Raw genomic sequence first — 24077 nt, forward strand, 5'->3', positions numbered from 1 at the left:
GCTCCTGGCAGGAGGGCACCGTCATCCGCTCCTGGCTGCTCGACCTCGCGGTCAACGCCCTCGACGACGACGAGCACCTGGACAAGCTGCGCGGCTATGCGTCGGACTCCGGCGAGGGCCGCTGGACCGTGGAGGCGGCCATCGACAACGCCGTCCCGCTGCCCGCGATCACCGCGTCCCTTTTCGCCCGGTTCACCTCCCGCCAGGAGGACTCCCCGCAGATGAAGATGATCGCCGCGCTGCGCAACCAGTTCGGCGGCCACGCGGTCGAGAAGAAGTAGTCCACACCCTGGGGGTGGCATCCTGCCCTCAGGAGTGACCCGGTTGTCCACAGGTCGTGGACAACCGGGGGAGGAACCCGCAGCCCGGCGGGCCCCGGCAGCCGGGGACGCCCTGAGCACCACATTGGGGAGGTCGGCTCACGACCATGCACGTCACGCATCTGTCGCTGGCCGACTTCCGGTCGTACGCCCGGGTCGAGGTCCCGCTCGGCCCGGGCGTCACCGCGTTCGTGGGCCCGAACGGGCAGGGGAAGACGAATCTGGTCGAGGCGGTCGGCTACCTGGCGACCCTCGGCAGCCACCGCGTCGCCTCGGACGCGCCTCTGGTCCGCATGGGCGCCGAGCGCGCGTACATCCGGGCACAGGTCAGCCAGGGCGAGCGGCAGCAGCTCGTCGAGCTGGAGCTCAACCCGGGCAGGTCCAACCGCGCCCGCATCAACAGGTCCTCGCAGGTCAAGCCGCGCGACGTACTCGGCATCGTGCGCACCGTACTGTTCGCGCCCGAAGACCTCGCCCTGGTCAAGGGCGACCCAGGGGAGCGGCGGCGCTTCCTCGACGAGCTGATCACGGCGCGCTCCCCGCGCATGGCCGGCGTGCGCTCCGACTACGACCGCGTCCTCAAGCAGCGCAACACGCTGCTGAAGAGCGCCGCGCTCGCCCGGCGCCACGGCGGCCGCTCCATGGACCTGTCCACCCTGGACGTGTGGGACCAGCACCTCGCGCGCGTGGGTGCCGAACTGCTCGCCCAGCGCCTGGACCTGGTGGCCGCGCTCCAGCCGCTCACCGACAAGGCGTACGACCAGCTCGCGCCCGGCGGCGGTCCGGTCGCCCTCGAGTACAGGGCGTCGGCGCCCGGCGAGGGCCACACGCGCGAGGCGCTCTTCGAGCAGTTGACGGCCGCCCTCGCGGAAGCCCGCAAGCAGGAGATCGAGCGGGGCGTCACCCTGGTGGGACCGCACCGGGACGACCTGACCCTCAAACTCGGCCAGCTGCCGGCCAAGGGCTACGCGTCCCACGGCGAGTCCTGGTCGTACGCCCTGGCGCTGCGCCTCGCCTCGTACGACCTCCTGCGCGCCGAGGGCAACGAGCCGGTCCTCGTCCTCGACGACGTCTTCGCCGAGCTGGACGCCCGCAGGCGGGAGCGGCTCGCGGAGATCGTCGCCCCCGGGGAACAGGTCCTGGTCACCGCCGCGGTGGACGACGACGTACCGGACGTGCTGACCGGGACGCGGTACACCGTGTCCGACGGCACGGTGGAGCGCGCATGAGCGGCGACGGACCCGCCCCGGAGGCGAGCGGACCCGCGGCACGGAAGACGCCCGAGCCGTCCGGCGTCGACCTCGCGCGCGTGGCGCTCAGGGCGGCGAAAGAGGCCGCACGCGCGCGTGGCGATGCCGCGCAGCAGAAGCGGCAGGCCAGGCGCGGCGGCGGGTTGCGCTCCGGCGCGCGTGCCGACGGGCGTGATCCCATGGCGCTCGGCTCCGCCATCAACCGTCTGATCACCGAACGCGGCTGGGAGGCCCCCGCCGCCGTCGGCGGTGTGATGGGGCGCTGGCCCCAGATCGTCGGTGAGGACCTGGCCAAGCACTGCGAGCCGGAGCGGTACGACGAGGACGACCGGGTCCTGACGGTGCGCTGCGACTCCACGGCGTGGGCGACGAACCTCCGCCTATTGGCCCCGCAGCTGGTCGCCCGGCTCAACGAGGACCTCGGCCACGGCACGGTGACCGTGATCAAGGTGCTTGGCCCCGGCGGCCCCACCCGGCGCTTCGGCCCGCTGCGCGCCCCGGGCAGCACGGGGCCCGGGGACACCTACGGCTGACCCCGGGACACGCGAGGGTGACCGGAGTCACACAGAGGAATACGTCACGGCGGCCGAGCCCTCGGTGGGGCTTCCGGCCGCCGTTTCGTACCCGTTTGAGTCGGCGGAGCCGGGGGCGGACACCGACCTGACCCGGGGGTAGCCATGGGATCACGGCCCGAAGCGCTGAGTGGCGCTGTGAGCGTCTTGGAGCCCCGTTCCGCATATGGGGAGTCGCGCGAGACCGGTTCAGGGCGGCACATGCGGACTCAGGTACCGGCAAACCCCCATCACTGTCGGCGCTACCGGTAGACTGGAAGCTAATCCAGCCCCATTCGTGGGGACCGTTTCGGAAACACTGTGCAACGCTGACAAAAGCTTCCACCGCAACATGCCGCAGCCGCTCCGGCAGACCTGCCGGGAGTCTGGCTTGCGCTGTGCCAGAAAGGGCGCTTCGTGGCCGATTCCGGCAACCCCAACGAGAACATCCTGTCCACCGACGCCGGCGCCGACGGCGCGGCAGCCTCTTCCAACGGAGGAGTCGCCGCATCGTCGTACGACGCCAGCGCGATCACCGTCCTCGAAGGGCTGGACGCGGTCCGCAAGCGACCCGGCATGTACATCGGCTCGACCGGTGAGCGCGGTCTGCACCACCTGGTGCAGGAGGTCGTCGACAACTCGGTCGACGAGGCCCTGGCCGGTTACGCGGACACCATCGACGTCACGATCCTCGCCGACGGCGGCGTCAAGGTCGTCGACAACGGCCGTGGCATCCCGGTGGGCATCCACCCGGTCGAGAAGAAGCCGGCCGTCGAGGTCGTGCTCACCGTGCTGCACGCGGGCGGCAAGTTCGGCGGCGGCGGTTACGCCGTCTCCGGTGGTCTGCACGGCGTCGGCGTCTCCGTGGTGAACGCGCTCTCCACCAAGCTCTCCGTCGAGATCAGGACGGACGGCTACCGCTGGACGCAGGACTACAAGGGGGGTGCTCCGACCGCACCTCTCGAGCGCCACGAGGCCACCGAGGAGACCGGCACCACGGTCACCTTCTGGGCCGACCCGGACATCTTCGAGACCACGGAGTACTCCTTCGAGACGCTCTCCCGGCGCTTCCAGGAGATGGCGTTCCTGAACAAGGGGCTGCGGATCAACCTCACCGACGCGCGCGAGTCGGCGAAGGCCACGGCCGGGGCGGACGAGGCGGGCGAGGACGAGAAGCACGAGGTCAAGAGCGTCTCGTACTACTACGAGGGCGGCATCGTCGACTTCGTGAAGTACCTCAACTCCCGCAAGGGGGACGTGGTGCACCCCTCCGTGATCGCCATCGAGGCCGAGGACAAGGACAAGAACCTGTCCGTCGAGGTCGCGATGCAGTGGAACAGCGGCTACAGCGAGGGCGTGTACTCCTTCGCCAACATCATCCACACCCACGAGGGCGGTACGCACGAGGAGGGCTTCCGGGCCGCGCTGACCGGTCTGATCAACCGTTACGCGCGCGACAAGAAGCTGCTGCGCGAGAAGGACGACAACCTCACCGGCGACGACATCCGCGAGGGTCTGACCGCGATCATCTCGGTCAAGCTCGGGGAACCCCAGTTCGAGGGTCAGACCAAGACCAAGCTGGGCAACACCGAGGCCAAGACCTTCGTGCAGAAGGTCGTCCACGAGCACCTCACGGACTGGCTGGACCGCAACCCGAACGAGGCCGCGGACATCATCCGCAAGGGCATCCAGGCCGCCTTCGCGCGCGTGGCGGCCCGCAAGGCCCGTGACCTCACGCGGCGCAAGGGCCTGCTGGAGACCGCGTCCCTGCCGGGCAAGCTCTCCGACTGCCAGTCGAACGACCCCACCAAGTGCGAGATCTTCATCGTCGAGGGCGACTCGGCCGGCGGCTCGGCCAAGTCCGGCCGCAACCCGGAGTACCAGGCGATCCTCCCGATCCGCGGCAAGATCCTGAACGTCGAGAAGGCGCGGCTCGACAAGATCCTGCAGAACCAGGAGATCCAGGCGCTGATCTCCGCCTTCGGCACCGGGGTCCACGAGGACTTCGACATCGAGAAGCTCCGCTACCACAAGATCATCCTGATGGCGGACGCCGACGTCGACGGCCAGCACATCAACACCCTGCTGCTGACCTTCCTGTTCCGCTTCATGCGGCCGCTGGTCGAGGCCGGGCACGTGTTCCTGTCGCGTCCCCCGCTCTACAAGATCAAGTGGGGCAAGGACGACTTCGAGTACGCGTACTCCGACCGCGAGCGCGACGCCCTGATCGAGCTGGGCCGGCAGAACGGCAAGCGCATCAAGGACGACTCGGTGCAGCGCTTCAAGGGTCTCGGCGAGATGAACGCCGAGGAGCTGCGCGTCACCACCATGGACGTCGACCACCGCGTCCTCGGCCAGGTCACGCTCGACGACGCCGCCCAGGCCGACGACCTGTTCTCGGTGCTCATGGGCGAGGACGTCGAGGCCCGCCGCGCGTTCATCCAGCGCAACGCCAAGGACGTCCGCTTCCTCGACATCTGAGTCGGTCCCGCTGACCGCTCCAGGAAGGATCTTCACCGGCCATGGCCGACGACAACACCCCTGTGACGCCCGAAGAGGGCGGAGACACCACGCTGCGCATCGAGCCCGTCGGGCTCGAGACGGAGATGCAGCGCTCGTACCTCGACTACGCGATGTCCGTCATCGTCTCGCGCGCGCTGCCGGACGTACGCGACGGCCTCAAGCCCGTCCACCGCCGCGTCCTCTACGCCATGTACGACGGTGGCTACCGGCCCGAGAAGGGCTTCTACAAGTGCGCCCGCGTCGTCGGCGACGTCATGGGCAACTACCACCCGCACGGCGACTCCTCGATCTACGACGCGCTGGTCCGCCTCGCGCAGCCGTGGTCGATGCGGATGCCGCTGGTGGACTCCAACGGCAACTTCGGCTCGCCGGGCAACGACCCGGCGGCGGCCATGCGCTACACCGAGTGCAAGATGGCGCCGCTGTCGATGGAGATGGTCCGTGACATCGACGAGGAGACCGTCGACTTCACGGACAACTACGACGGCCGCTCCCAGGAGCCGACCGTCCTGCCGGCCCGCTTCCCGAACCTGCTGATCAACGGCTCTGCGGGCATCGCGGTCGGCATGGCGACCAACATCCCGCCGCACAACCTGCGCGAGGTCGCGGCCGGCGCCCAGTGGTACCTGGAGAACCCCGAGGCCACGCACGAGGAGCTGCTCGACGCGCTCATCGAGCGCATCAAGGGCCCCGACTTCCCGACCGGCGCCCTGGTGGTCGGGCGCAAGGGCATCGAGGAGGCCTACCGCACCGGCCGCGGTTCCATCACGATGCGGGCCGTGGTCGAGGTGGAGGAGATCCAGAACCGCCAGTGCCTGGTGGTCACGGAACTCCCGTACCAGGTCAACCCGGACAACCTCGCGCAGAAGATCGCCGACCTGGTGAAGGACGGCAAGATCGGCGGCATCGCGGACGTCCGCGACGAGACCTCGTCCCGTACGGGCCAGCGCCTGGTCATCGTCCTCAAGCGGGACGCGGTCGCCAAGGTCGTCCTGAACAACCTCTACAAGCACACCGACCTGCAGACGAACTTCGGCGCCAACATGCTGGCGCTGGTCGACGGCGTGCCGCGCACCCTCTCCCTGGACGCGTTCATCCGCCACTGGGTGACGCACCAGATCGAGGTCATCGTCCGCCGTACGCGCTTCCGGCTGCGCAAGGCCGAGGAGCGGGCGCACATCCTGCGCGGCCTGCTGAAGGCCCTGGACGCCATCGACGAGGTCATCGCGCTGATCCGGCGCAGCGACACCGTCGAGGTCGCGCGCGGCGGCCTGATGGACCTCCTGGACATCGACGAGATCCAGGCCAACGCCATCCTCGAGATGCAGCTGCGCCGGCTGGCCGCCCTGGAGCGCCAGAAGATCGTCCAGGAGCACGACGAGCTCCAGGCGAAGATCAACGAGTACAACGAGATCCTCGCCTCGCCGGTCCGCCAGCGCGGCATCGTCAGCGAGGAACTGGCGGCCCTCGTCGAGAAGTACGGCGACGACCGCAAGACCAAGCTGGTGCCCTACGACGGCGACATGTCCATCGAGGACCTCATCGCCGAGGAGGACATCGTCGTCACGGTCACGCGCGGCGGCTACGTCAAGCGCACCAAGACCGACGACTACCGCGCCCAGAAGCGCGGCGGCAAGGGCGTACGCGGCGCGAAGCTGAAGGAAGACGACATCGTCGACCACTTCTTCGTCTCCACGACGCACCACTGGCTGCTGTTCTTCACCAACAAGGGCCGCGTCTACCGGGCCAAGGCGTACGAGCTCCCCGACGCCGGCCGGGACGCGCGCGGGCAGCACGTCGCGAACCTGCTCGCCTTCCAGCCGGACGAGGCGATCGCGCAGATCCTCGCCATCCGCGACTACGAGGCCACGCCGTACCTGGTGCTCGCCACGAAGGGCGGTCTGGTCAAGAAGACGCCTCTGAAGGATTACGATTCGCCTCGCTCCGGCGGCGTGATCGCGATCAACCTGCGCGAGACGCAGGACGGGTCGGATGACGAACTGATCGGAGCCGAACTCGTCTCGGCAGACGACGATCTGCTTCTGATCAGCAAGAAGGCACAGTCGATCCGGTTCACGGCCACCGACGAAACGCTGCGTCCGATGGGCCGCGCCACCTCGGGCGTCAAGGGCATGAGCTTCCGTGAGGGAGACCAGCTGCTCTCGATGAATGTTGTCCGACCCGGTACGTTCGTGTTCACTGCCACGGACGGCGGGTACGCGAAGCGGACCGCTGTCGACGAGTACCGCGTCCAGGGCCGCGGCGGCCTCGGTATCAAGGCCGCCAAGATCGTGGAGGACCGCGGATCGCTCGTCGGCGCGCTGGTGGTCGAGGAGAGCGACGAGATCCTCGCCATCACGCTGTCCGGCGGTGTGATTCGTACGCGAGTCAGCGAGGTCAGGGAAACCGGCCGTGACACCATGGGCGTCCAACTGATCAACCTTGGCAAGCGCGACGCCGTCGTCGGCATCGCACGCAACGCCGAGGCCGGGCGCGAGGCCGAGGAGGTCGACGGTGACGAGGCCGTGGACGAGACGGCCGAGGGCGTCACGGACACCGGCACGGACGAGGGCGGGCAGTCCTCGGCCGAGTAGCGCGAGGAGTGAGTCATCGTGAGCGGAGCCACGGGCGCCGGATCGACCAGCAGGGAAACGGACGGCGACCGTGGCTCCGCCACGGACTCGACTGCCTCTCACGACTCCGAGGGATCCCAGGGGGGAACCGTGACGGACACCCGAGGTCCGCAGACGCAGGCGCAGGCGACCGGTGGGGGATCCGCTCCCGTCGACCGGCCCACGACCCAGTTCGCCTCGCCGCTGCCCGGCAAGCGCCGGTCACGACAGCAGTCAGGGCCGTACCACCCGCCGCAGGCCTACCGTACGGCCCCGGAGGGCCAGGACGGCATCGGTGAACCGGAAGCCGGACCGGAGGGCCAGGCGGGCCCCACGGGAGCTCCTGCGGGCGCCGTGCGACGCCCGCGCACGGGCGCGCGCACCATGCCGCGTACCCGCAAGGCACGCCTGCGCGTGGCCAAGGCCGACCCATGGTCGGTGATGAAGGTCAGCTTCCTGCTCTCCATCGCGCTCGGCATCTGCACGATCGTCGCGGCCGCCGTCCTCTGGATGGTCATGGACGCGATGGGCGTCTTCACGACGGTCGGCGGCACGATCTCCGAGGCGACCGGCTCCAACGATTCGAACGGTTTCGACCTGCAGTCGTTCCTGTCCCTCCCCAACGTTCTGATCTTCACGTCGATCATCGCGGTCATCGACGTGGTCCTCGCCACGGCGCTCGCGACTCTGGGCGCGTTCATCTACAACCTGTCCGCCGGCTTCGTGGGCGGCGTGGAACTGACGCTGGCCGAGGACGAATGAGCCTCGACCGATCGGGCGGCTGGGCCGGTACGGCCTCGGGGGACCCCTCGGAGGTCATCGATTTTGGGACTGCCCTCGTAGTGCGCTAATCTTCAGGAGTCAGCGCGCGGGACACACCGCAAAGCGCGGCGGGGCTATAGCTCAGTTGGTTAGAGCGCATCCCTGATAAGGATGAGGCCACAGGTTCAAATCCTGTTAGCCCCACCAGCAAGAGAACCCCCGGTCGGACACGACTGGGGGTTCTCTCCATTGCGCTCCATTGCACTTCATTGCACCTCGCAGAACCTCACAGCACGATTGCCCCCGACCGGTCACGGTCGGGGGTTCTCGCATTCGGCGTACGCAAGTCGCCTTGCGAGCGGGATCGGTGCGGATCAGGTCCCGGTCACGTCACTTCGTCACTGCGGATTCGAGGAGCGCGGGGAGCGGGGCGGGTCACTCCCGGAAGACCGGTGCCGGGGCGGAGGGCGTGGCCTCCGTGCGGTCTGTGACGTCGCTGGTGGCCGCCGCGGTGACCGTGGTCGGGCGGTGCCGGCAGGACGGTGAGGAGCCGTGGGCCTCGGCGCGGATGCGCTGTTTCATCGTGGGAGGCAACGAGCCGCCGCGGGACGGGGGCCGCGAGATCGTCGCGGGTACCGTCTCCGCCGGTGCGCTGTTGCACGTTGACTCGGCCTGGGGTACCGCGGCGGACGCCGTGGTCGTGATGAGTCCGAGCGCGGTGCACAGCGACAGGAAGGCGGTGACGAGGGCCGTCCACAGCCTCATGACCTTGTTCCGGGCCACGATCCCTCACTTTCGGGTTGGGCGATTTGCGTACTTTCCTCATGATGTGTATGCGGATCGCGAAGTGGTGGACCGACGCCCGTGGCGTGTCGACCTTCAGATGAACACCACCCGGACGGGCGCATGGGTGTCGATCGCCTCCAGCGCGGTATCCGAGTGGGGAGTTGGCCACCGACGCAGGTCACTGATCGATATCGATCGGTGTGTATAGTCGGGCGCCAGAAGTCCCCTACGTCAAGGAAAGACGAGGTCGCGCGGTGAAGAAGCTTCTCCTGGTCGCACTGGCCGCCATCGGCGGGCTCCTCGTGTACCGCCAGATTCAGGCGGACCGCGCCGAGCAGGACCTGTGGACGGAGGCGACTGACTCCGTGCCCACGGGTTCGTGAGTGGCGACACCTACATCGAAGCAGACCCCGACCGCCTTCTGCGCGGTCGGGGTCTTGCGTTGTACGGGCCGGAGTGATCAGGTCCGCGGAGGGGAGTGATCCGGGCAGTCCGCGGCGGCGAGCGGGTGCTTCCCCTTCCGGCGGGGCAGGATGGCGGGATCCAGGGCTACGACGAGGGGTGGCGCGTGTTGGGGAGGCGTACGTTCCGGTGGCGGGCGGCGGCGGCCACTGCGGTGTTCCTGTGCGCGGTCGGCGCGCCGGCCGGGTCCGCCGGAGCCGCCGGTACGTCCGGTCCGGGGCCGTACGCCTTCGCCGAGGACGCCCGTACGATCGAGGGCGCGACGAGCACCACGGGCGCCGCACGGCTCGACCCCGGAACGACGTACCGGAGCTCCGTCGGAGCGGACGGCAAGCTCTACTACCGGCTCGAACTGGGCAGCGCGGCCAACGCCTACGTCTCCGCCACGGCCGTTCCCGCACCGGGAGCGACGGTTGCCTCCTCCGACGGGCTCAAGGTGACGGTGCAGGACGTCGACGGTCACAGTTGCTCGTCCGACACGGCCCGCTTCGGCCCGACGCGCAGCCCGCACCCGGTCACCGCGTGGGTGGTGCGCGAGGTCGGCCGTGATCCGTACATGTGCCAGGCGTCCGGGACGTACTACGTGCTCGTCGAGCGGGTCAGGACGGTCACCTCGTCGGAGGGGACGCGGAGCGACGAGGGGGACTGGGGGATCGAGCTCACCCATGTGTCGGAACCGTCCTTGCGGAAGGCCGGTGCGAGTACGGCTCCGGAGAGCTGGAGCTCCGCGACCCCCGAGGCTGTCACGGGCGACGGCAGGCCCCGTACGGGCGGTACGGGCTTCGCCTCGGCGAGCCCCGTGGCCGAGGGCGTCTGGCGGGAGACGGGCGACCTGAGGCCCGGTCAGACGCTCTACTACAGGGTGCCCGTGGACTGGGGGCAGCAGGTGTACGCCACGGCCGAGCTGGGCAGCTCCGACGGCGATGGTGACGGCTACGCGGGCAACGCGGCGGTGGTGTCCCTCTACAACCCCGTACGGGCGCTCGTGGACGACGTGACGTCTCCCTACGACGGCCGCCAGCGGTCCGTCGCCCTGGACCCGCTGCCTCCCGTGCGCTACGAGAACCGCTTCGCCGTCGACGACAGGACGAGCGGCATGCGGTTCGCCGGCTGGTACTACCTCGCGGTGCACCTCGGGACGTCGGTCGCCGACCGTGTCGGTGACGGGCCGTACGGGCTGACGCTGCGGGTGCGGGTGGAAGGCTCGCAGGACGCGGCGCCCGAGTACCTCACCGACACCGAGCCGCGGGGTGTGTTCACGGTGACGGCAGAGGACCGGAAGGCCGCGGAGAACGGGGAGAACGGCGGACCGGCGGGCGGGGGCGGCTCCAGGGACTCCGGCGGGGGGAACGGCCCCGGCGGCAGCGCGGCGGCGTCGGGCGGCGACCGGGGGCCGGGGAGCGACACCACCGCCCTGACGGTGCTGGCCGTGGGAGGCATCGGCACCGGCAGCGTGCTGGTCCTGTGGCTGGGGCTGTGGGCGCTCGTGTCCCGGCGGCGCGCGGCTTCCTAGCCGGCCCGGAGCTCAGAGCCGGGCCAGGGCCCAGAAGCCCACGGCGAAGCAGAGCAGGGCGAGGAGCAGGACCGGGACGGCCACCTTGGCGGGCGGGCCGGGGCGGCGCCGTGACGCCTTCTTCTTCGGCCTGCGCCGCGAGTGGCGCGGGACGCCGGAGGACGGAACGCCGACGGAACCGCCGGCGGCGTGGGCGTGCCGCTGCACCGCCGCGCTCGGCTCCTGGGGGCGTACCGGGGGCACCGGGCTCACCGGGTCCAAGGGCGGGAGCGGCTGGGGGGAGAACGTGTGGGTGGAGTCCGCGTGCAGGGGAGCGTAGGCGGGAGCCGGGTTCGAACGCGCCGTCGGGGTGCGGGCGGCGGCCAGGTGGGGCCGGGGTTGCTCCTGGGGGTCGGGTGCCGGTACCGGTGACTGGGCCTGGGGCAGAGGTGGCGGCAGGTGGAAGCTGCCCGTGTCCGACATCGTGGACGGCCGCGAGGGCTCCGGGGCACGCGCCGGCCGCGGTGGTACGGCGGGAGGACCGGGATCGGTGGCGGGAGGCAGCCGTACGGCTCCCTGGGCGGCGTACGGGGACAGGGAGCCGTGGGGGGAGCCGGTCGGCGGGGGCGCGCTGCTCGGCATGGGCGGCGGTGTGACGGGGGGCCTGGGCAAGGGGGTCGCCGGGAGGGCCGGTGGGGTGGTGCCCGTGCCCGTGCCCGTTCCTGTTCCCGTGCTCGCGCCTGCAGCCGGACCCGTGCCCGTGCCGGTGCCCGTGCCCGTACCGGCGCCGGAGGGCCCGTCGGCGCCGCTCGTCGTGCCGCCCGTGGCGCGGACCGGCGCGCCTCCGGTGGTGCCCGTGTCCAGGCCGGAAGCCCTTCTGAGCGGCCCCGCGGGGGCGAATCCCTCAGGCAGCGGTCCCAGTTGGTCGAAGACCTCGACCGTCTCGTCCTCGTCGGGGTCCGGCTCCGGCAGGAGTTCCGCGGCCGCGGCGAGCGCCTTGCGGGCTCCTGTGGCGGTCCGGAAGCGGGCCAGCGGGTCGGGCTGGATGAGCGTGGCCACGACCTGCCACAGCGGCTCGGGGATGTTCTTCGGCGGACCCGGTGTGCCGTGGGCCGCGAAGTGCTCGATCAGCGACCTGGTGTCGGGCTTGGCGCCCTCCAGGAGATAGAGGGCGACCAGACCCACGGCGAACAGGTCGGCCGGGAAGTCGGGCTCCGCGCCCATCATCTGCTCGGGAGCGAGGTAACCGGGGGTGCCCACCACGTAGTTGGTCTCGGTCAGCCGGGGCTCGCCGAGGCGCATCGCGATACCGAAGTCGGACAGGCGCAGATGCGGCCGGGCCGTGCCGGTGGCCTCCAGCAGGACGTTGGCGGGCTTGATGTCCCGGTGCACGACGTCCTCGCTGTGGACGGCAGCGAGCCCGGAGAGGAGCTGGTCGAGCAGGGTGCAGACGAACGCGGGCGGCAGCGGGCCGTAGTCGTTGACCAGGTTGACCAGGGAGCCCCCCGCGACCAGTTGCATGGTGAACAGGACCTGGTCGTCGTCGGCGGCCCAGCTGGTCGGTGCGAGCACGTGCGGGTGATCGATCCGCAGGGCCTGCTCCCGTACGAAGCGCAGCAAGGAATGCGCGTCGCGCTGCTGGAGGACCTTGGCGGCCACGTAGCGGCGCCGCCGGTGGTCCCAGGCACGCCATACGGCGCCCACCCCTCCGTGCCCGATCGGGTCGACCAGTTCGTACCGGCCGGCGAAGACCTCACCCATGGCTGTGCGTCGCTCCCCCCTTCAGTCCCTCCTCGGCTGGTTGCCGTTCGGCGAGCGCTACGGCTCCCTTCGACCGGCTCGGGTGCGACGGCCCGGTCGTTCGGGTTCCCAGCGTTCTCGTTCTTCAGTTCTTCGCTTTTCCGCCTGTCGTGTCCCACTCCCCAGCTCCGCGAGCTGTTATGCCGTGGGCGTCCGGTTGCTTTCCCGGCCGCCGGACCCCCCTGTCGGCGACCGGGAGCCGGCTCAGCTCTGGTGGGCCTGGTAGTGGGCCACCGCGTCGGAGGTGCGGCCCGCGCCGTACACCCGGAGGAACTCTGCCAGTTCCGGGTGGGTCGGGGCGAGGGTGTCCGCCGCGTCGATGATGTCTCCGGCGGCCGCCACCGAGCGCAGCAACGACTGGATCTCACGGACCACCCGCTTGACGGTGGGCGCCCCCGAACTGGTTGTCGTCTGCGTCGTGTTGCTCAGTACCGAGCCCCCCTGTGACTTCTTGATCTCGTCCATGCGCTGGGTCGCCTCCGCGGCGCTCACGCTGCCGTCCGCGACCTGCCCTGCGAGGTCCTGCAGCAACTGCACCCGCTGGACCACCGCGGGGTTGCCGATCTTGGCGCGCTGACCGCTCATGAGCTGCGACAGCATCGGTGCGGACAGGCCCAATATCCCCGCCAGGCGTGCCTGGTTGAGCCCCAGATCCTCGATGAGCCTACGGAAGAGCGCCCCCAGCGGCTCCCCGTACCAGTTCCGCTGCAGCTCCCGGGCTCTTGCGGTCGCTTCCTGCTGTGCGGCGTCCATTGCGTCTCCCCATCGCTTCCCCAAAAACCGTGGTTCGCTGTAGCGAACCACGACGTGCATCTTACGGAGAGTGGTTGTTCACGGGGACCCCCAATCTTTTTGCGAGATCCCGGGGGTGACCCGGTACTCTGGTCTGCGGCGCCCCCGGTCGTGCGGTACTCCGGGCGGACGCTTCCCTTCCGGGGCCTTAGCTCAGTTGGTAGAGCGCTGTCTTTGCATGGCAGATGTCAGGGGTTCGACTCCCCTAGGCTCCACGGTCCGTACACCGGCCCGGTCGCTCTTCGGCGACCGGGCCGGTGTTTTTCCATGCGTGTGCGGGACGTCCGCGACGATCCGTCATCGCGATCGCGATCTGTGCGGATGCCGGGGAAGCCGGTGGTGTCCGGCGGCGAAGCGGGAGGCGTGTCGTGCGGTGTACGCATCTGCGAAAAGTGTGCGTCGGGTCACAGATGTGAGTGCGGGCGGAAGAGGTTGTTCACGATCCGTAATCGTGTTTGTGCGTCCGGCTCGGGTGGTCCGTTTCACGTGAAACAGCGCGGTGGGGCAGAAGACACCAAGTCTTCTGCCCCACCGCGCTGTTGAGTGCAGGTACTGCCGCGAGCGTGGAGATCTGTCGGGTCAGGAGCGGTCGTCCCGCTTCGCCGCCTCTTCCTCGGCCTCCTTGGCCTGGACCTCGGGGTCGAGGACGGACTGGCCGCTGCCGTCCACGGAGGTGAGACGGCCGCTGTCGGGCACCTCGGTCGCGGCCGGGGGCTCGACCAGCCAGTCGGGGTTGGCCTGCTTGTCCCACCACTTCCAGGCGGCGATGGCACCGCCCGTCAGAATCCCCAGGACGACGATCCCCTTCGTGAGACGGGCGGCCCGGGCCCGCCGCTCCTGGCGGCGGACGAGCTTCTGGATCTCCTTGGGCGACACCTGTCCGCGCAGCGCGGCGAGGGCCGCGGAGCCACGGGCCGCGGCCTCCTCCCGGACGGGTCCGGCCGCGGCCACGGCACGTTCCACACGGGGGGTGGTGAAGTCCGCGGCCTGGCGGGCCGCCTTGCGAGTGCGGGCAGCGGCCTCGTGGGCCACGAAGTCGACCTTCGGCGGCACATGCGCGCGGGCCTGCTCCAGACGCGGGGCCACATAGGCGCCGTACTGGAGTCGTGCCTGCTCCGCGGCCTGCGACACCTTGGGTGCCAGTCGCACACGTGCTTCGTGCGAGTAGTGAGCGGCCCTGTCCTTGGCCGTGTCGGCGTAGGGCGCCACCACTTCCGCGGCGTGCCGCACGCTGTCCTTCGCCGACTCGGCCGCTGCGCGCACGCTGTCTTTGCGTGTCACGGGATCCTCCTCCTCGGTGGCGTACGGTAATTCGACTTTCCACCCTTTTACGGATCATGCCTGTCCGCAGGCACTTGGGCATGCGAGAACGGGCATCCGGGTGGGCGTCCGGGGCCCCGGTCGACGGTCCCCGGTGCGGATCGGGTGGAACAGGTGGATCGATGCGATGGATCGCGTGTGCTGTCGATGGGAAGCCCGGCGGAGCCGACCTGGGAGACGATCACGTGCGATAGCGGATGAATGCGGGGCAACGGGCGCTTGTCGACGACAATGCCACGGATCGACGTGCCGCGCTGCTCTCCCGGCCCACTCGACCGGTTTTCATGGAGCGGGAACGGTGAGCCGTGAAGAAGGGCGCCGGAACCGTAAGCAGGCGCCCCGGATGTTCGCCCGGATGTGGTGGCCGGGCGACGCACGGCGCGGTCCGTGCGAGGATCGGGGAGTCACAGAGGACAACGGAAGGCAGATCGTGGCTGAGCAGCTTTACGCCACCCTGAAGACCAACCACGGCGACATCGAGGTACGGCTGCTGCCGAACCACGCGCCCAAGACGGTTCGTAACTTCGTCGAGCTCGCCCAGGGCGAGCGTGAGTGGGTCAACCCGGCCACCGGGCAGAAGTCCACGGACAAGCTCTACGACGGCACGGTCTTCCACCGGGTGATCAGCGGCTTCATGATCCAGGGCGGTGACCCGCTGGGCAACGGCACCGGCGGCCCCGGCTACAAGTTCGAGGACGAGTTCCACCCGGACCTCGGCTTCGACAAGCCCTACCTGCTGGCCATGGCCAACGCCGGCCCGGGCACCAACGGCTCGCAGTTCTTCATCACGGTCTCCGCGACGACCTGGCTGAACCGCAAGCACACCATCTTCGGCGAGGTCACGGACGAGGCCAGCCAGAAGGTCGTGGACGCCATCGCCGGCACGCAGACCAACCCGCGCACCGACCGTCCGCTCAAGGACGTGGTCATCGAGTCGGTCGTCGTGGAGACCCGCGAGGGCTGATCCGCTCCGGGCCGTGTCCCGGGAGGACGCGGCGTCCGAAGGGAACCATTCGCCCCGCTCATCCGTAAGGATGGGCGGGGCGCGGCGCTGCGCCGACGGAGCCTCGTACCGCCCGCCGTGTGCCGACGTACGGAGATGAGGAAACCCATGGACCAGGCGCCGGGCAGCCCGCAGGGCCCGCAGAACCGGGACCCGCAGCACGGCGGTCCGCAGGATCCAGGACCGCAGGACGCCCACAGCCTGCCCGGTTGCTACCGCCACCCGGACCGTGAGACCGGCGTGCGCTGCACCCGCTGTGAGCGCCCGATCTGCACCGACTGCATGGTGGACGCCTCGGTGGGCTTCCAGTGTCCCGAGTGCGTCCGTGAGGGCTCCGGCACGGGCCATGCGCCGGGTGCCTCGCGGCCCCGTACGGTCGCGGGCGGCACCGTCGCCGCGGATCCCCGGCTGGTGACCAAGATCCTGCTCGGGATCAACCTGTTCGTCTTCCTGGTCCAGTACAGGCTGGGGGACGAGTTCACCGACCGGTTCAACCTCATCGGTCTCGTGCTCGACCGTCAACTGGCCTCGCTCGAGGGGGTCGCGGAGGGGCAGTGGTACCGGCTGCTGACGGCGATGTTCCTGCACAGCAGCTACATCCACATCATGTTCAACATGCTCAGCCTGTGGTGGATCGGTGGCCCCCTGGAGGCGGCGCTCGGCCGGGCCCGCTATCTCGCCCTCTACCTGGTCTCGGGCCTCGCGGGGAGCGCGCTCACCTATCTGCTCGCCGAGCCCAACCAGCCGTCGCTGGGCGCCTCGGGCGCGATCTTCGGGATCTTCGGCGCCACCGCCATACTGATGCGGCGCCTGCAGTACGACATGCGCCCGGTCGTCATCCTGCTGGTGATCAACCTGATCATCACCTTTGGCTGGGGGAACATCGCCTGGGAGGCGCACATCGGCGGTCTGGTCGGCGGCGTGGTCATCGGCTACGCGATGGTGCACGCGCCGCGTGAGCGGCGGGCGCTGGTCCAGTACGGCGTCTGCGCGCTCGTTCTCATCGCGGTGGTGATCGTGACGGTCGTCAGAACGGCTCAGCTCGTCTGAGGGCCGAGGGCGACCGAAGTTGTCCACAGACGGTTGCGAATCTTGTGCACACTGTGCGGGAACAGGTGTGCCCCCTGCCGCTCACTCGCGTTTCCGCAGGTGAGGCAGGGGGCGAACACTCTTGCGATTGACGGTAGGTCTGTCGTACCGGCGTCAACGCCCAGACGGTTATCCACAGATCGTCGTTTCTTTTCCCCATGTGGAAAACGCCTGTGGATAACTCAGTGGACAGCTATGGGGAGAACTGGCGGACATCCCGGGTGCGGGCTGTGTTCACCAGGTGGTGACCGTCACTTCCACTGGGTGGAGACGCCGAACCCGGCCGCGATGAACCCGAAGCCGACCACGATGTTCCAGTTGCCGAGCGAGTCGATCGGCAGGGAACCGTCGGTCACATAGAAGACGACGATCCAGGCGAGACCGATGAGGAACAGGGCCAGCATGACCGGTGCGACCCAGCCGCGGCTGTTCAGCTTGATGGTCGCCGCCTGCTTCGTCGGCGGCGGCGTGTAGTCGGCCTTCTTGCGGATACGTGACTTCGGCACGAGGGTCTCTCCTGTCGATGCGCTGCGTGGCCGCGCAGGGATCTGGGGCGGGTGCCGGGGGCGGGGTGCACGGGGACTCCGGAGGCTCCCCCAGGCGTCCGTTAGCGTAGTGCTTCCGCGGCGCCGAAGGAGATAAGGGTACGTTGAGCAATTCCGCCGACACACCCGGGGTGGGGTCGGGCGACTCGCCCGCGAGGGGTTCCGCGCACCTGCCGGAGCCGGGATTCCCGGGCACCTCCGGGACGGACACCGAGGCCCATGACGCCGTTTCCGCAGCTCCCCGCAAGCATTCGGGGACCGCGTCCCGGCGCCGTTTCCCACCCGTCCGCATCCTCACCCTCGCCGTGTTCGCCCTCGCCGGACTCATTTTCTTCACCAGCTTCAACACGGCCAAGGGCACCGACATCCGTACGGACGCCTCCTTGCTGAAGCTCTCGGACCTCATCCACGAGCGCAGCCAGGAGAACGGCCGGCTGGACGAGTCCAACGCGGCCCTCCGGGAGGAGGTCGAGGCCCTCGCCGAAGGCGACGACGGCAGGACACAGGCCGACGCCGACCGGCTCGAGGCGCTGGAGAAGGACGCCGGCACGCAGGAGCTCACGGGCGAGGCGATCACGGTCACCCTCGACGACGCCCCGCCGGACGCCACCGCGAAGATCCCCGGCTACCCCGAGCCGCAGCCCGACTACCTGGTCATCCACCAGCAGGACCTGCAGGCCGTGGTGAACGCCCTCTGGCAGGGCGGAGCCGAGGGCATCAAGGTCATGGACCAGCGGCTCATCTCCACCAGTGCCGTGCGTTGTGTCGGCAACACCCTGATCCTCCAGGGCCGCGTCTACTCGCCGCCCTACACGATCCAGGCCGTCGGTGACCCCGAGGAGCTGCGGAAGGCACTGACCGCCTCCCCCGCGATCCAGAACTACATGGTCTACGTCAACGTCTACGGACTCGGCTGGAAGGTCAGCGAGGACGGGCCGGTGACTCTGCCCGGCTACTCGGGCACGGTGGACCTGCACCACGCGACTCCCGTTGAATAGACGGCGCAGGCAGCCGCCGTGAAGGACATCACAGGAGCCGCCGGTGCGCGTCGTCGTCAGGACCGTCAGCGAAATGTGCGTCACCCTCGGTGTACTCACCGTGCTCTTCGTGACCTACGTGCTGTTCTGGACCGGCGCGGACGCCGGCAGCGAGATGCAGCACCAGATCGCCACGCTGAAGAAGCAGTGGGCGGAGGGCGCCGCGCACCCCTACCGGGACGGTGCGCCCTTCGCCCTGATGTACATCCCGCGTCTTGGTTCCACGTGGAACAAGCCCGTGCTCGAAGGAACCGGGACCGACACCCTCAAACAGGGCCTCGGCCACTACGGGGCCACCGCTCGGCTCGGACAGCAGGGCAACTTCGCGGTCGCCGGCCACCGCCGCACGTACGGCGACCCCTTCAAGGACTTCCCCAGGCTGCGCCCCGGTGACGCGGTGGTCCTCAGGGACGCGACGACCTGGTTCACGTATCGGATCGACAAAGGCCCGTACAAAACCGTGCCCGCGGACGTCGGGGTGATCGATCCTGTCCCACGGGAGTCCGGGTACACCCGTTCGGGCCGCTATCTGACGCTGACCACGTGCGATCCGGAATGGGGTCACAGTCACCGGCTGATCGTGTGGGCGAAGTTGCGTTCCACACAGCCTGTGAACGCCGGGGAACCAGAAGCGTTGCGCCGTTAGTCTGGTGGAGCACGGCCTGAGTCCGGTGCCGTGGCACGAGGGAAGGGACGGCATGTACGGCTGGATCTGGCGGCATCTGCCAGGCAATGTTTGGGTCAGGGCGCTGATCTCCGTGGTGCTGGTGCTCGCCGTGGTCTACGTCCTTTTCCAGTACGTCTTCCCCTGGGCCGAGCCGCTGCTGCCCTTCAACGATGTGACGGTGGACCAACAGTGAGCGCGCGCATCCTCGTCGTGGACAACTACGACAGCTTCGTCTTCAACCTGGTCCAGTACCTGTACCAGCTCGGCGCCGAGTGCGAGGTGCTGCGCAACGACCGGGTGACCACCGCGCACGCCCAGGACTCGTTCGACGGCGTGCTGCTCTCGCCCGGCCCGGGCACGCCCGAGGAGGCCGGCGTCTGCGTCGACATGGTCCGCCACTGCGCGGCCACCGGCGTACCCGTCTTCGGCGTCTGCCTCGGGATGCAGTCGATGCAGGTGGCGTACGGCGGCGTCGTGGACCGCGCGCCCCAGCTGCTGCACGGCAAGACCTCACTCGTCGAGCACGAGGGCCGGGGCGTCTTCGCCGGGCTGCCCTCTCCCTTCACCGCGACCCGCTACCACTCGCTGGCCGCCGATCCGGCGACCGTCCCGGCCGAGCTGGAGATAACGGCGCGCACCCAGGACGGGATCATCATGGGCCTGCGCCACCGTGCACTCCCGGTCGAAGGAGTGCAGTTCCATCCCGAGTCGGTGCTGACCGAGCACGGTCACCGGATGCTGGCCAACTGGCTGGTGGAATGCGGCGACCGGGGCGCCGTGGAACGGTCGGCGGGGCTCGCCCCGGTGGTGGGCAGGGCCTCGGCGTGACGGCGCTGCGCCCCGAGCGCGACAGCTCCCCCTACGGCGGCGAGGCCGCGTACGGGGGAGCCGACGCGTTCGAGGCGGACGCCCGCCGGGCCGAGGCCCGTCTGGCGGAGGCCCTCCGGGCCGAGGCGCTTCTGCGGCAGGCCGTGGACGGACTGTCCGACCCGCTCACCGACCCCCTGCCGGGCCGGCAGGCGCCGCAGTCCCAGTCGCCGGGCCCGCAGGGACAGCGGTTCGCCGGCCACGACGAGACGATGCCGCTGCGGGTGGTGGAGACCCGCCACACGGTCGAGGCGCGGCGGCGCGCGGCACGGACGGGGCCCGAGTCCATGGCCACGGCTCCCACGGCCACGATGCCCATGGTCTCCGAGGCACTCCCGCCGCCCGGCCCCGCGTCTTCTGAGGGCGGCCGTGCGGCCCGCCGGAAGGCAGCCAAGCGGCGAGGGCGGCAAGGTGCGAACAGGGACCGGAACGGCGCTCAGGAGGGCGTCCAGGGCGGCGGGACGCCCGACAGTACGTCCTCCTCGGCGGCTCCCCTGTCGCGCGTGGAGGCACGGCGGGCCGCACGGGCGCGCAGACCCAGCGCCGGGACCATGGCCAGCCGGCTGATCGGCGAGGTGTTCATCACCACCGGCGTGCTGATGCTGCTGTTCGTGACGTACCAGCTGTGGTGGTCGAACGTACGGGCGCAGGCCCAGGCCGGGAAGGAGACCAGCAGTCTCCAGGAGCAGTGGGCGAGCGGCGAGCGTGCGCCGGGGGCGTTCGAGCCGGGGCAGGGCTTCGCCATCCTGCACATCCCGAAGCTGGACGTGGTCGTCCCGATCGCCCAGGGCATCGACAAGTCGACGGTCCTGGACCGCGGCATGGTCGGCCACTACGACGAGAACAGCATCGAGACGGCCATGCCCGAGGACAAGACGGGCAACTTCGGCATCGCGGGCCATCGCAACACCCACGGGGAGCCCTTCCGCTACATCAACCGGCTCCAGCCCGGCGATCCGATCGTGGTCGAGACGCAGGACACGTACTACGTCTACGACATGGCCTCCATCCTGCCGGTGACGCAGCCGTCGAACATCGCGGTGCTCGACCCGATCCCCGCGGACTCGGGCTTCACGGAGGCCGGCCGCTACATCACGCTGACCACCTGCACGCCGGAGTTCACCAGCAAGTACCGGATGATCGTGTGGGGCAAGATGGTCGAGGAACGGCCGCGCAGCGAGGGCAAACCGGACGCGCTCGTCCAATGAGCACCTGATGTCGTGAGAGCACGCGGTACTTGGAACAGACGGGGCAGATGCAGTGGCAGCCACCACCGAGCACGGGGAGCAGCAGCACGAGGAGCGGTCCGCCGACGCGGCCACGGCCACGACCGCGTCGCCGGCACCGGCGGCCCCGCGCCGCCGCGGCACCGGCAGGATCGCGACGGCCGTCAGCGTCTTCGGTGAACTCCTCATCACCGCGGGCGTGGTCCTCGGCCTGTTCGTCGTCTACTCGCTGTGGTGGACGAACGTCGTCGCCGACCGCGAGGCGGACAAGCAGGGCGACAAGGTCCGTGACACCTGGGCCCGGGAGGAGGGGGAGAACGGCGCGCCGGCCGAGTACGACGCCAAGAACGGCATCGGCTTCCTGCACGTCCCGACCATGACGAAGGACGAGATCCTGATCAGGAAGGGCACCTCGACCAAGCTCCTGAACAACGGCGTCGCGGGCTACTACACCGACCCGGTGAAGGCGGCCCTCCCGACGGACGGCAAGGACGGCAACTTCTCCCTCGCCGCCCACCGCGACGGCCACGGGGCCAAGTTCCACAACATCCACAAGGTCCGGGAAGGCGACCCGATCGTCTTCGAGACGAAGGACGAGTGGTACGTCTACAAGGTCTACGCGATGCTGCCGGAGACCTCGAAGTACAACGTCGACGTCCTCGACGCGATCCCCGAGGAGTCCGGCAAGAAGCAGGCCGGCAAGTACATCACCCTCACCACCTGCACGCCCGTCTTCACCTCGAACTACCGGTACATCGTGTGGGGCGAACTGGAGCGGGTGGAACAGGTGGACGAGGACCGGACGCCGCCCGAGGAACTGCGCTAGACGGTCCCCCACGGGGCGCACCAGCACAAACGGTACGACGGAGCCCCGGTGCCCTCTTCGAAGAGGGCACCGGGGCTCCGTCGTACCGCAGCGGTCGTACCGTCAGCCGAAGCCGCCGCCGAAGAAGCCGCCGCCGTTGTTGCCGCCGTTGTTGCCGCCTCCGTCGCCGCCGCCCACGTCCGCGGTCGTCAGGTTCACCGTGGTGCCCTTGGGTACCTCGCTGCCCGCCGCCTGGTCCTGGAAGAAGACGGTGGCGTCGTCGTTCTGCGAGCCGTTGACGTTGACCTGCAGGCCCGCGCCCTCCAGCGCCGCCCTGGCGTCCTTCAGCGACTTGCGGTTGACGTCCGGGACCTGCACCGTCTCCGGCTCGGTCTTCTTGCCGATCTGGATGGTCACCTTGGAGTTCTTGTCGACCGACGTGCCGCCCTGCGGCGACGTCTGGATCACCTTGCCGTCCAGGTTGGCGTCCTCGGTCGGCACCTCGGTGCACTCACCGACGAGGTCGTTGGCCTCCATCTGCTGCTTGGCCTCGTCGCAGGACTGGCCGGTGACGGTCGGAACGGTGGACCTCGCCACCTCCTTGGCCACGGTGAGGGTGATCGTGGAACCCTTCTCCACTTCCTCGCCCGCGGTCGGGTCCGTCTTCAGGACCGTGCCCGGGGTCTCCGCGGACTCCTTGGTCTCCGTCTCGACCTGGAGCTGGTAGTCGTCGCCCTCCAGCTCCTTCGTGACCTCGTCGACGTCGTCGCCGATGACGTTGGGGATGGCGACCTTGGGCGCCCCGGTCGACACCACGACCTTGATGGTGTCGCCCTTGCTGACCTCGGCCTTGGCCTCCGGGGTCTGCTCGCAGACGTTGCCCGTCTGCTGGTCCTCGCAGGGCTTCTCGGTGATCTCCAGCGTGAGGTCGACGTTCTCGGCCATCCGCTGGGCCTCCTCCTGCGTCGACCCGACGAAGTTGGGGGCCGCGAAGGGATCGTTGCCGTCGCCGTTGCCGCTGAACGCCAGCTTGCCGATCACGATGGCTCCGACGAGCACCAGCACACCCGCGACGACCAGCAGGATCGTCGAGGTGTTGTTCTTCTTCTGCTGACGCCGCCGGCCGGGGCGGTCGTCGTAGCCGTAGCCGCCGTCGTCCGGGTTCATCGGGGGCAGCATGGTGGTGGACTGCGCGTCCGTGGGGCGCATGGCCTGCGTCGGCTGCTCGTCCGGGTAGCCGCCGTAGCCGACCGATCCCATGGCCGCCGTGGCGGCGACGGGCTGACCGTCGAGGCAGGCCTCGATGTCGGCGCGCATCTCGTCGGCGGACTGGTAGCGGTAGTCCGGGTCCTTGGTCAGCGCCTTCAGCACGATCGCGTCCATCTCGGGCGTGATCTCGGGGTCGAAGACGCTCGGCGCCTGCGGTTCCTCCCGTACGTGCTGGTAGGCCACCGCGACCGGGGAGTCCCCGACGAAGGGCGGGCGGACCGTCAGCAGCTCGTACAGCAGGCAGCCGGTGGAGTACAGGTCGGACCGCGCGTCGACCTGCTCGCCCTTCGCCTGCTCCGGCGAGAGGTACTGGGCGGTGCCGATGACCGCGGCCGTCTGCGTCATCGTCATGCCGGAGTCGCCCATGGCGCGGGCGATGCCGAAGTCCATCACCTTGACCTGACCGGTGCGGGTCAGCATGACGTTGGCCGGCTTGATGTCGCGGTGGACGATGCCGCTGCGGTGGGCGTACTCCAGGCCCTGGAGGATGCCGATGGTCATCTCCATGGCCCGCTCGGGCAGCAGCTTGCGCCCGCTGTGCAGCAGTTCCCGGAGCGTCGAGCCGTCGACGTACTCCATGACGATGTACGGGATCGACACGTTGTCGATGTAGTCCTCGCCAGTGTCGTACACCGCGACGATCGCGGGGTGGTTGAGCGAGGCGGCGGACTGGGCCTCACGGCGGAACCGGGCCTGGAAGGTGGGGTCGCGCGCGAGGTCCGCGCGCAGCGTCTTCACCGCCACGGTGCGGCCGAGACGGGTGTCCTGCGCGAGGTACACCTCGGCCATGCCACCACGGCCGAGCACATGGCCCAGCTCGTACCGGCCGCCGAGGCGACGCGGCTCTTCCATAGCTACCTACCAGCCCTCTCCGTCGGTCCCGACCGCACCTGTGTGTG

At 69.6% G+C, this 24077-nt stretch carries 21 protein-coding genes, 2 tRNA genes and 1 pseudogene; 18 read left to right on the forward strand and 6 right to left on the reverse strand.

Annotated elements, in window-relative coordinates; all coding sequences use genetic code 11:
- The 7 genes and pseudogenes from IEZ04_RS30590 to IEZ04_RS30620 all read left to right on the forward strand — a co-directional run.
- Positions 1-281: pseudogene (locus IEZ04_RS30590) on the forward strand (6-phosphogluconate dehydrogenase); the annotation flags it as partial.
- Positions 282-427: 146 nt separating this feature from the next.
- Positions 428-1549, forward strand: a complete 1122-nt coding sequence (gene recF / locus IEZ04_RS30595; protein ID WP_189220231.1) for a DNA replication/repair protein RecF — start codon at positions 428-430, stop codon at positions 1547-1549.
- On the forward strand, positions 1546-2103 hold the full coding sequence (locus tag IEZ04_RS30600) for a DciA family protein (protein ID WP_189220232.1): 558 nt from the start codon (positions 1546-1548) through the stop codon (positions 2101-2103). The genes recF and IEZ04_RS30600 overlap by 4 nt, the downstream gene beginning before the upstream one ends.
- 435 nt (positions 2104-2538) lie before the next feature.
- Complete coding sequence (gene gyrB, locus IEZ04_RS30605; RefSeq protein ID WP_189220233.1) at positions 2539-4602, forward strand: DNA topoisomerase (ATP-hydrolyzing) subunit B; 2064 nt, start codon at positions 2539-2541, stop codon at positions 4600-4602.
- 41 nt (positions 4603-4643) lie between these two features.
- The gene (gene gyrA, locus IEZ04_RS30610; RefSeq protein ID WP_189220234.1) at positions 4644-7238 is read left to right on the forward strand and encodes a DNA gyrase subunit A; all 2595 of its coding nucleotides are present in this window, start codon (positions 4644-4646) and stop codon (positions 7236-7238) included.
- An 18-nt stretch (positions 7239-7256) separates the two neighbouring features.
- The gene (locus IEZ04_RS30615) at positions 7257-8018 is read left to right on the forward strand and encodes a DUF3566 domain-containing protein (protein ID WP_189220235.1); all 762 of its coding nucleotides are present in this window, start codon (positions 7257-7259) and stop codon (positions 8016-8018) included.
- A 130-nt stretch (positions 8019-8148) separates the two neighbouring features.
- A tRNA-Ile gene (locus IEZ04_RS30620) sits at positions 8149-8225 on the forward strand.
- Positions 8226-8453: 228 nt separating this feature from the next.
- On the opposite strand, the gene IEZ04_RS30625 is transcribed toward IEZ04_RS30620, so the two are convergent.
- Entirely contained in the window at positions 8454-8801 is a 348-nt protein-coding gene (locus IEZ04_RS30625) for a DUF6344 domain-containing protein (RefSeq protein ID WP_189220236.1), read from the reverse strand.
- 257 nt (positions 8802-9058) lie between these two features.
- Between IEZ04_RS30625 and IEZ04_RS35390 the strand changes: the two genes are divergently transcribed.
- Both IEZ04_RS35390 and IEZ04_RS30635 read left to right on the forward strand, forming a co-directional pair.
- On the forward strand, positions 9059-9187 hold the full coding sequence (locus tag IEZ04_RS35390) for a DLW-39 family protein (protein WP_003999697.1): 129 nt from the start codon (positions 9059-9061) through the stop codon (positions 9185-9187).
- Between the two features lie 185 nt (positions 9188-9372).
- A complete protein-coding gene (locus IEZ04_RS30635) occupies positions 9373-10779 on the forward strand; it encodes a hypothetical protein (RefSeq protein ID WP_189220237.1) in 1407 nt (468 codons plus the stop codon).
- 12 nt (positions 10780-10791) lie between these two features.
- Here IEZ04_RS30635 and IEZ04_RS30640 read toward each other — a convergent pair whose 3' ends face one another.
- Both IEZ04_RS30640 and IEZ04_RS30645 read right to left on the reverse strand, forming a co-directional pair.
- Positions 10792-12519: a serine/threonine-protein kinase gene (locus IEZ04_RS30640; protein WP_189220238.1), complete on the reverse strand. Its 1728-nt coding sequence runs from the start codon at positions 12517-12519 to the stop codon at positions 10792-10794.
- 243 nt (positions 12520-12762) lie between these two features.
- Positions 12763-13311, reverse strand: a complete 549-nt coding sequence (locus IEZ04_RS30645) for a helix-turn-helix domain-containing protein (protein ID WP_189220239.1) — start codon at positions 13309-13311, stop codon at positions 12763-12765.
- 181 nt (positions 13312-13492) lie between these two features.
- Between IEZ04_RS30645 and IEZ04_RS30650 the strand changes: the two genes are divergently transcribed.
- Positions 13493-13565 (forward strand) — tRNA-Ala (locus IEZ04_RS30650).
- A gap of 364 nt (positions 13566-13929) precedes the next feature.
- Here the strand turns inward: IEZ04_RS30650 and IEZ04_RS30655 are convergent.
- Positions 13930-14631, reverse strand: coding sequence for a DUF5324 family protein (locus tag IEZ04_RS30655; protein ID WP_189220240.1), 702 nt, complete (start codon positions 14629-14631; stop codon positions 13930-13932).
- A 469-nt stretch (positions 14632-15100) separates the two neighbouring features.
- On the opposite strand from IEZ04_RS30655, the gene IEZ04_RS30660 reads away from it, so the two are divergent.
- Positions 15101-15634: a peptidylprolyl isomerase gene (locus IEZ04_RS30660; RefSeq protein ID WP_189220241.1), complete on the forward strand. Its 534-nt coding sequence runs from the start codon at positions 15101-15103 to the stop codon at positions 15632-15634.
- Between the two features lie 147 nt (positions 15635-15781).
- Positions 15782-16723, forward strand: a complete 942-nt coding sequence (locus tag IEZ04_RS30665) for a rhomboid family intramembrane serine protease (protein WP_189220242.1) — start codon at positions 15782-15784, stop codon at positions 16721-16723.
- 290 nt (positions 16724-17013) lie between these two features.
- Here IEZ04_RS30665 and crgA read toward each other — a convergent pair whose 3' ends face one another.
- On the reverse strand, positions 17014-17268 hold the full coding sequence (gene crgA / locus IEZ04_RS30670; RefSeq protein ID WP_189220243.1) for a cell division protein CrgA: 255 nt from the start codon (positions 17266-17268) through the stop codon (positions 17014-17016).
- Between the two features lie 143 nt (positions 17269-17411).
- Here crgA and IEZ04_RS30675 point away from each other — a divergent pair, with 143 nt between their 5' ends.
- The 6 genes from IEZ04_RS30675 to IEZ04_RS30700 are packed head-to-tail and all read left to right on the forward strand — an operon-like array spanning position 17412 to position 21930.
- On the forward strand, positions 17412-18305 hold the full coding sequence (locus tag IEZ04_RS30675; RefSeq protein ID WP_189220244.1) for a DUF881 domain-containing protein: 894 nt from the start codon (positions 17412-17414) through the stop codon (positions 18303-18305).
- A gap of 43 nt (positions 18306-18348) precedes the next feature.
- Positions 18349-18990: a class E sortase gene (locus IEZ04_RS30680; RefSeq protein ID WP_189220245.1), complete on the forward strand. Its 642-nt coding sequence runs from the start codon at positions 18349-18351 to the stop codon at positions 18988-18990.
- A 4-nt stretch (positions 18991-18994) separates the two neighbouring features.
- Positions 18995-19204, forward strand: a complete 210-nt coding sequence (locus IEZ04_RS30685) for a hypothetical protein (RefSeq protein ID WP_189220320.1) — start codon at positions 18995-18997, stop codon at positions 19202-19204.
- Positions 19201-19839 carry an aminodeoxychorismate/anthranilate synthase component II gene (locus IEZ04_RS30690; RefSeq protein WP_189220246.1) on the forward strand — a complete coding sequence of 213 codons (639 nt, stop codon included), beginning with the start codon at positions 19201-19203 and terminating at the stop codon, positions 19837-19839. The genes IEZ04_RS30685 and IEZ04_RS30690 overlap by 4 nt, the downstream gene beginning before the upstream one ends.
- Positions 19836-21086: a class E sortase gene (locus tag IEZ04_RS30695; RefSeq protein WP_229821399.1), complete on the forward strand. Its 1251-nt coding sequence runs from the start codon at positions 19836-19838 to the stop codon at positions 21084-21086. Before IEZ04_RS30690 ends, IEZ04_RS30695 begins: the two co-directional genes overlap by 4 nt.
- 52 nt (positions 21087-21138) lie before the next feature.
- A complete protein-coding gene (locus IEZ04_RS30700) occupies positions 21139-21930 on the forward strand; it encodes a class E sortase (protein ID WP_189220248.1) in 792 nt (263 codons plus the stop codon).
- Between the two features lie 102 nt (positions 21931-22032).
- Here the strand turns inward: IEZ04_RS30700 and pknB are convergent, their stop codons facing one another.
- Positions 22033-24030 (reverse strand): Stk1 family PASTA domain-containing Ser/Thr kinase, encoded by a 1998-nt coding sequence (gene pknB, locus IEZ04_RS30705; RefSeq protein ID WP_189220249.1) that lies wholly within the window; start codon positions 24028-24030, stop codon positions 22033-22035.
- Between the last annotated feature and the right edge of the window lie 47 nt (positions 24031-24077).

The sequence above is a fragment of the Streptomyces ruber genome (assembly GCF_014648075.1).
In the GTDB taxonomy this organism is placed as follows: domain Bacteria; phylum Actinomycetota; class Actinomycetes; order Streptomycetales; family Streptomycetaceae; genus Streptomyces; species Streptomyces ruber.

Bases quoted from the DNA above. Each gene is read 5' to 3' on its own strand.
- recF (WP_189220231.1), top strand. From the start codon at position 428: ATGCACGTCACGCATCTGTCGCTGGCCGACTTCCGGTCGTACGCCCGG.
- IEZ04_RS30600 (WP_189220232.1), top strand. From the start codon at position 1,546: ATGAGCGGCGACGGACCCGCCCCGGAGGCGAGCGGACCCGCGGCACGG.
- gyrA (WP_189220234.1), top strand. From the start codon at position 4,644: ATGGCCGACGACAACACCCCTGTGACGCCCGAAGAGGGCGGAGACACC.
- IEZ04_RS30640 (WP_189220238.1), bottom strand. From the start codon at position 12,519: ATGGGTGAGGTCTTCGCCGGCCGGTACGAACTGGTCGACCCGATCGGG.
- IEZ04_RS30645 (WP_189220239.1), bottom strand. From the start codon at position 13,311: ATGGACGCCGCACAGCAGGAAGCGACCGCAAGAGCCCGGGAGCTGCAG.
- IEZ04_RS30665 (WP_189220242.1), top strand. From the start codon at position 15,782: ATGGACCAGGCGCCGGGCAGCCCGCAGGGCCCGCAGAACCGGGACCCG.
- pknB (WP_189220249.1), bottom strand. From the start codon at position 24,030: ATGGAAGAGCCGCGTCGCCTCGGCGGCCGGTACGAGCTGGGCCATGTG.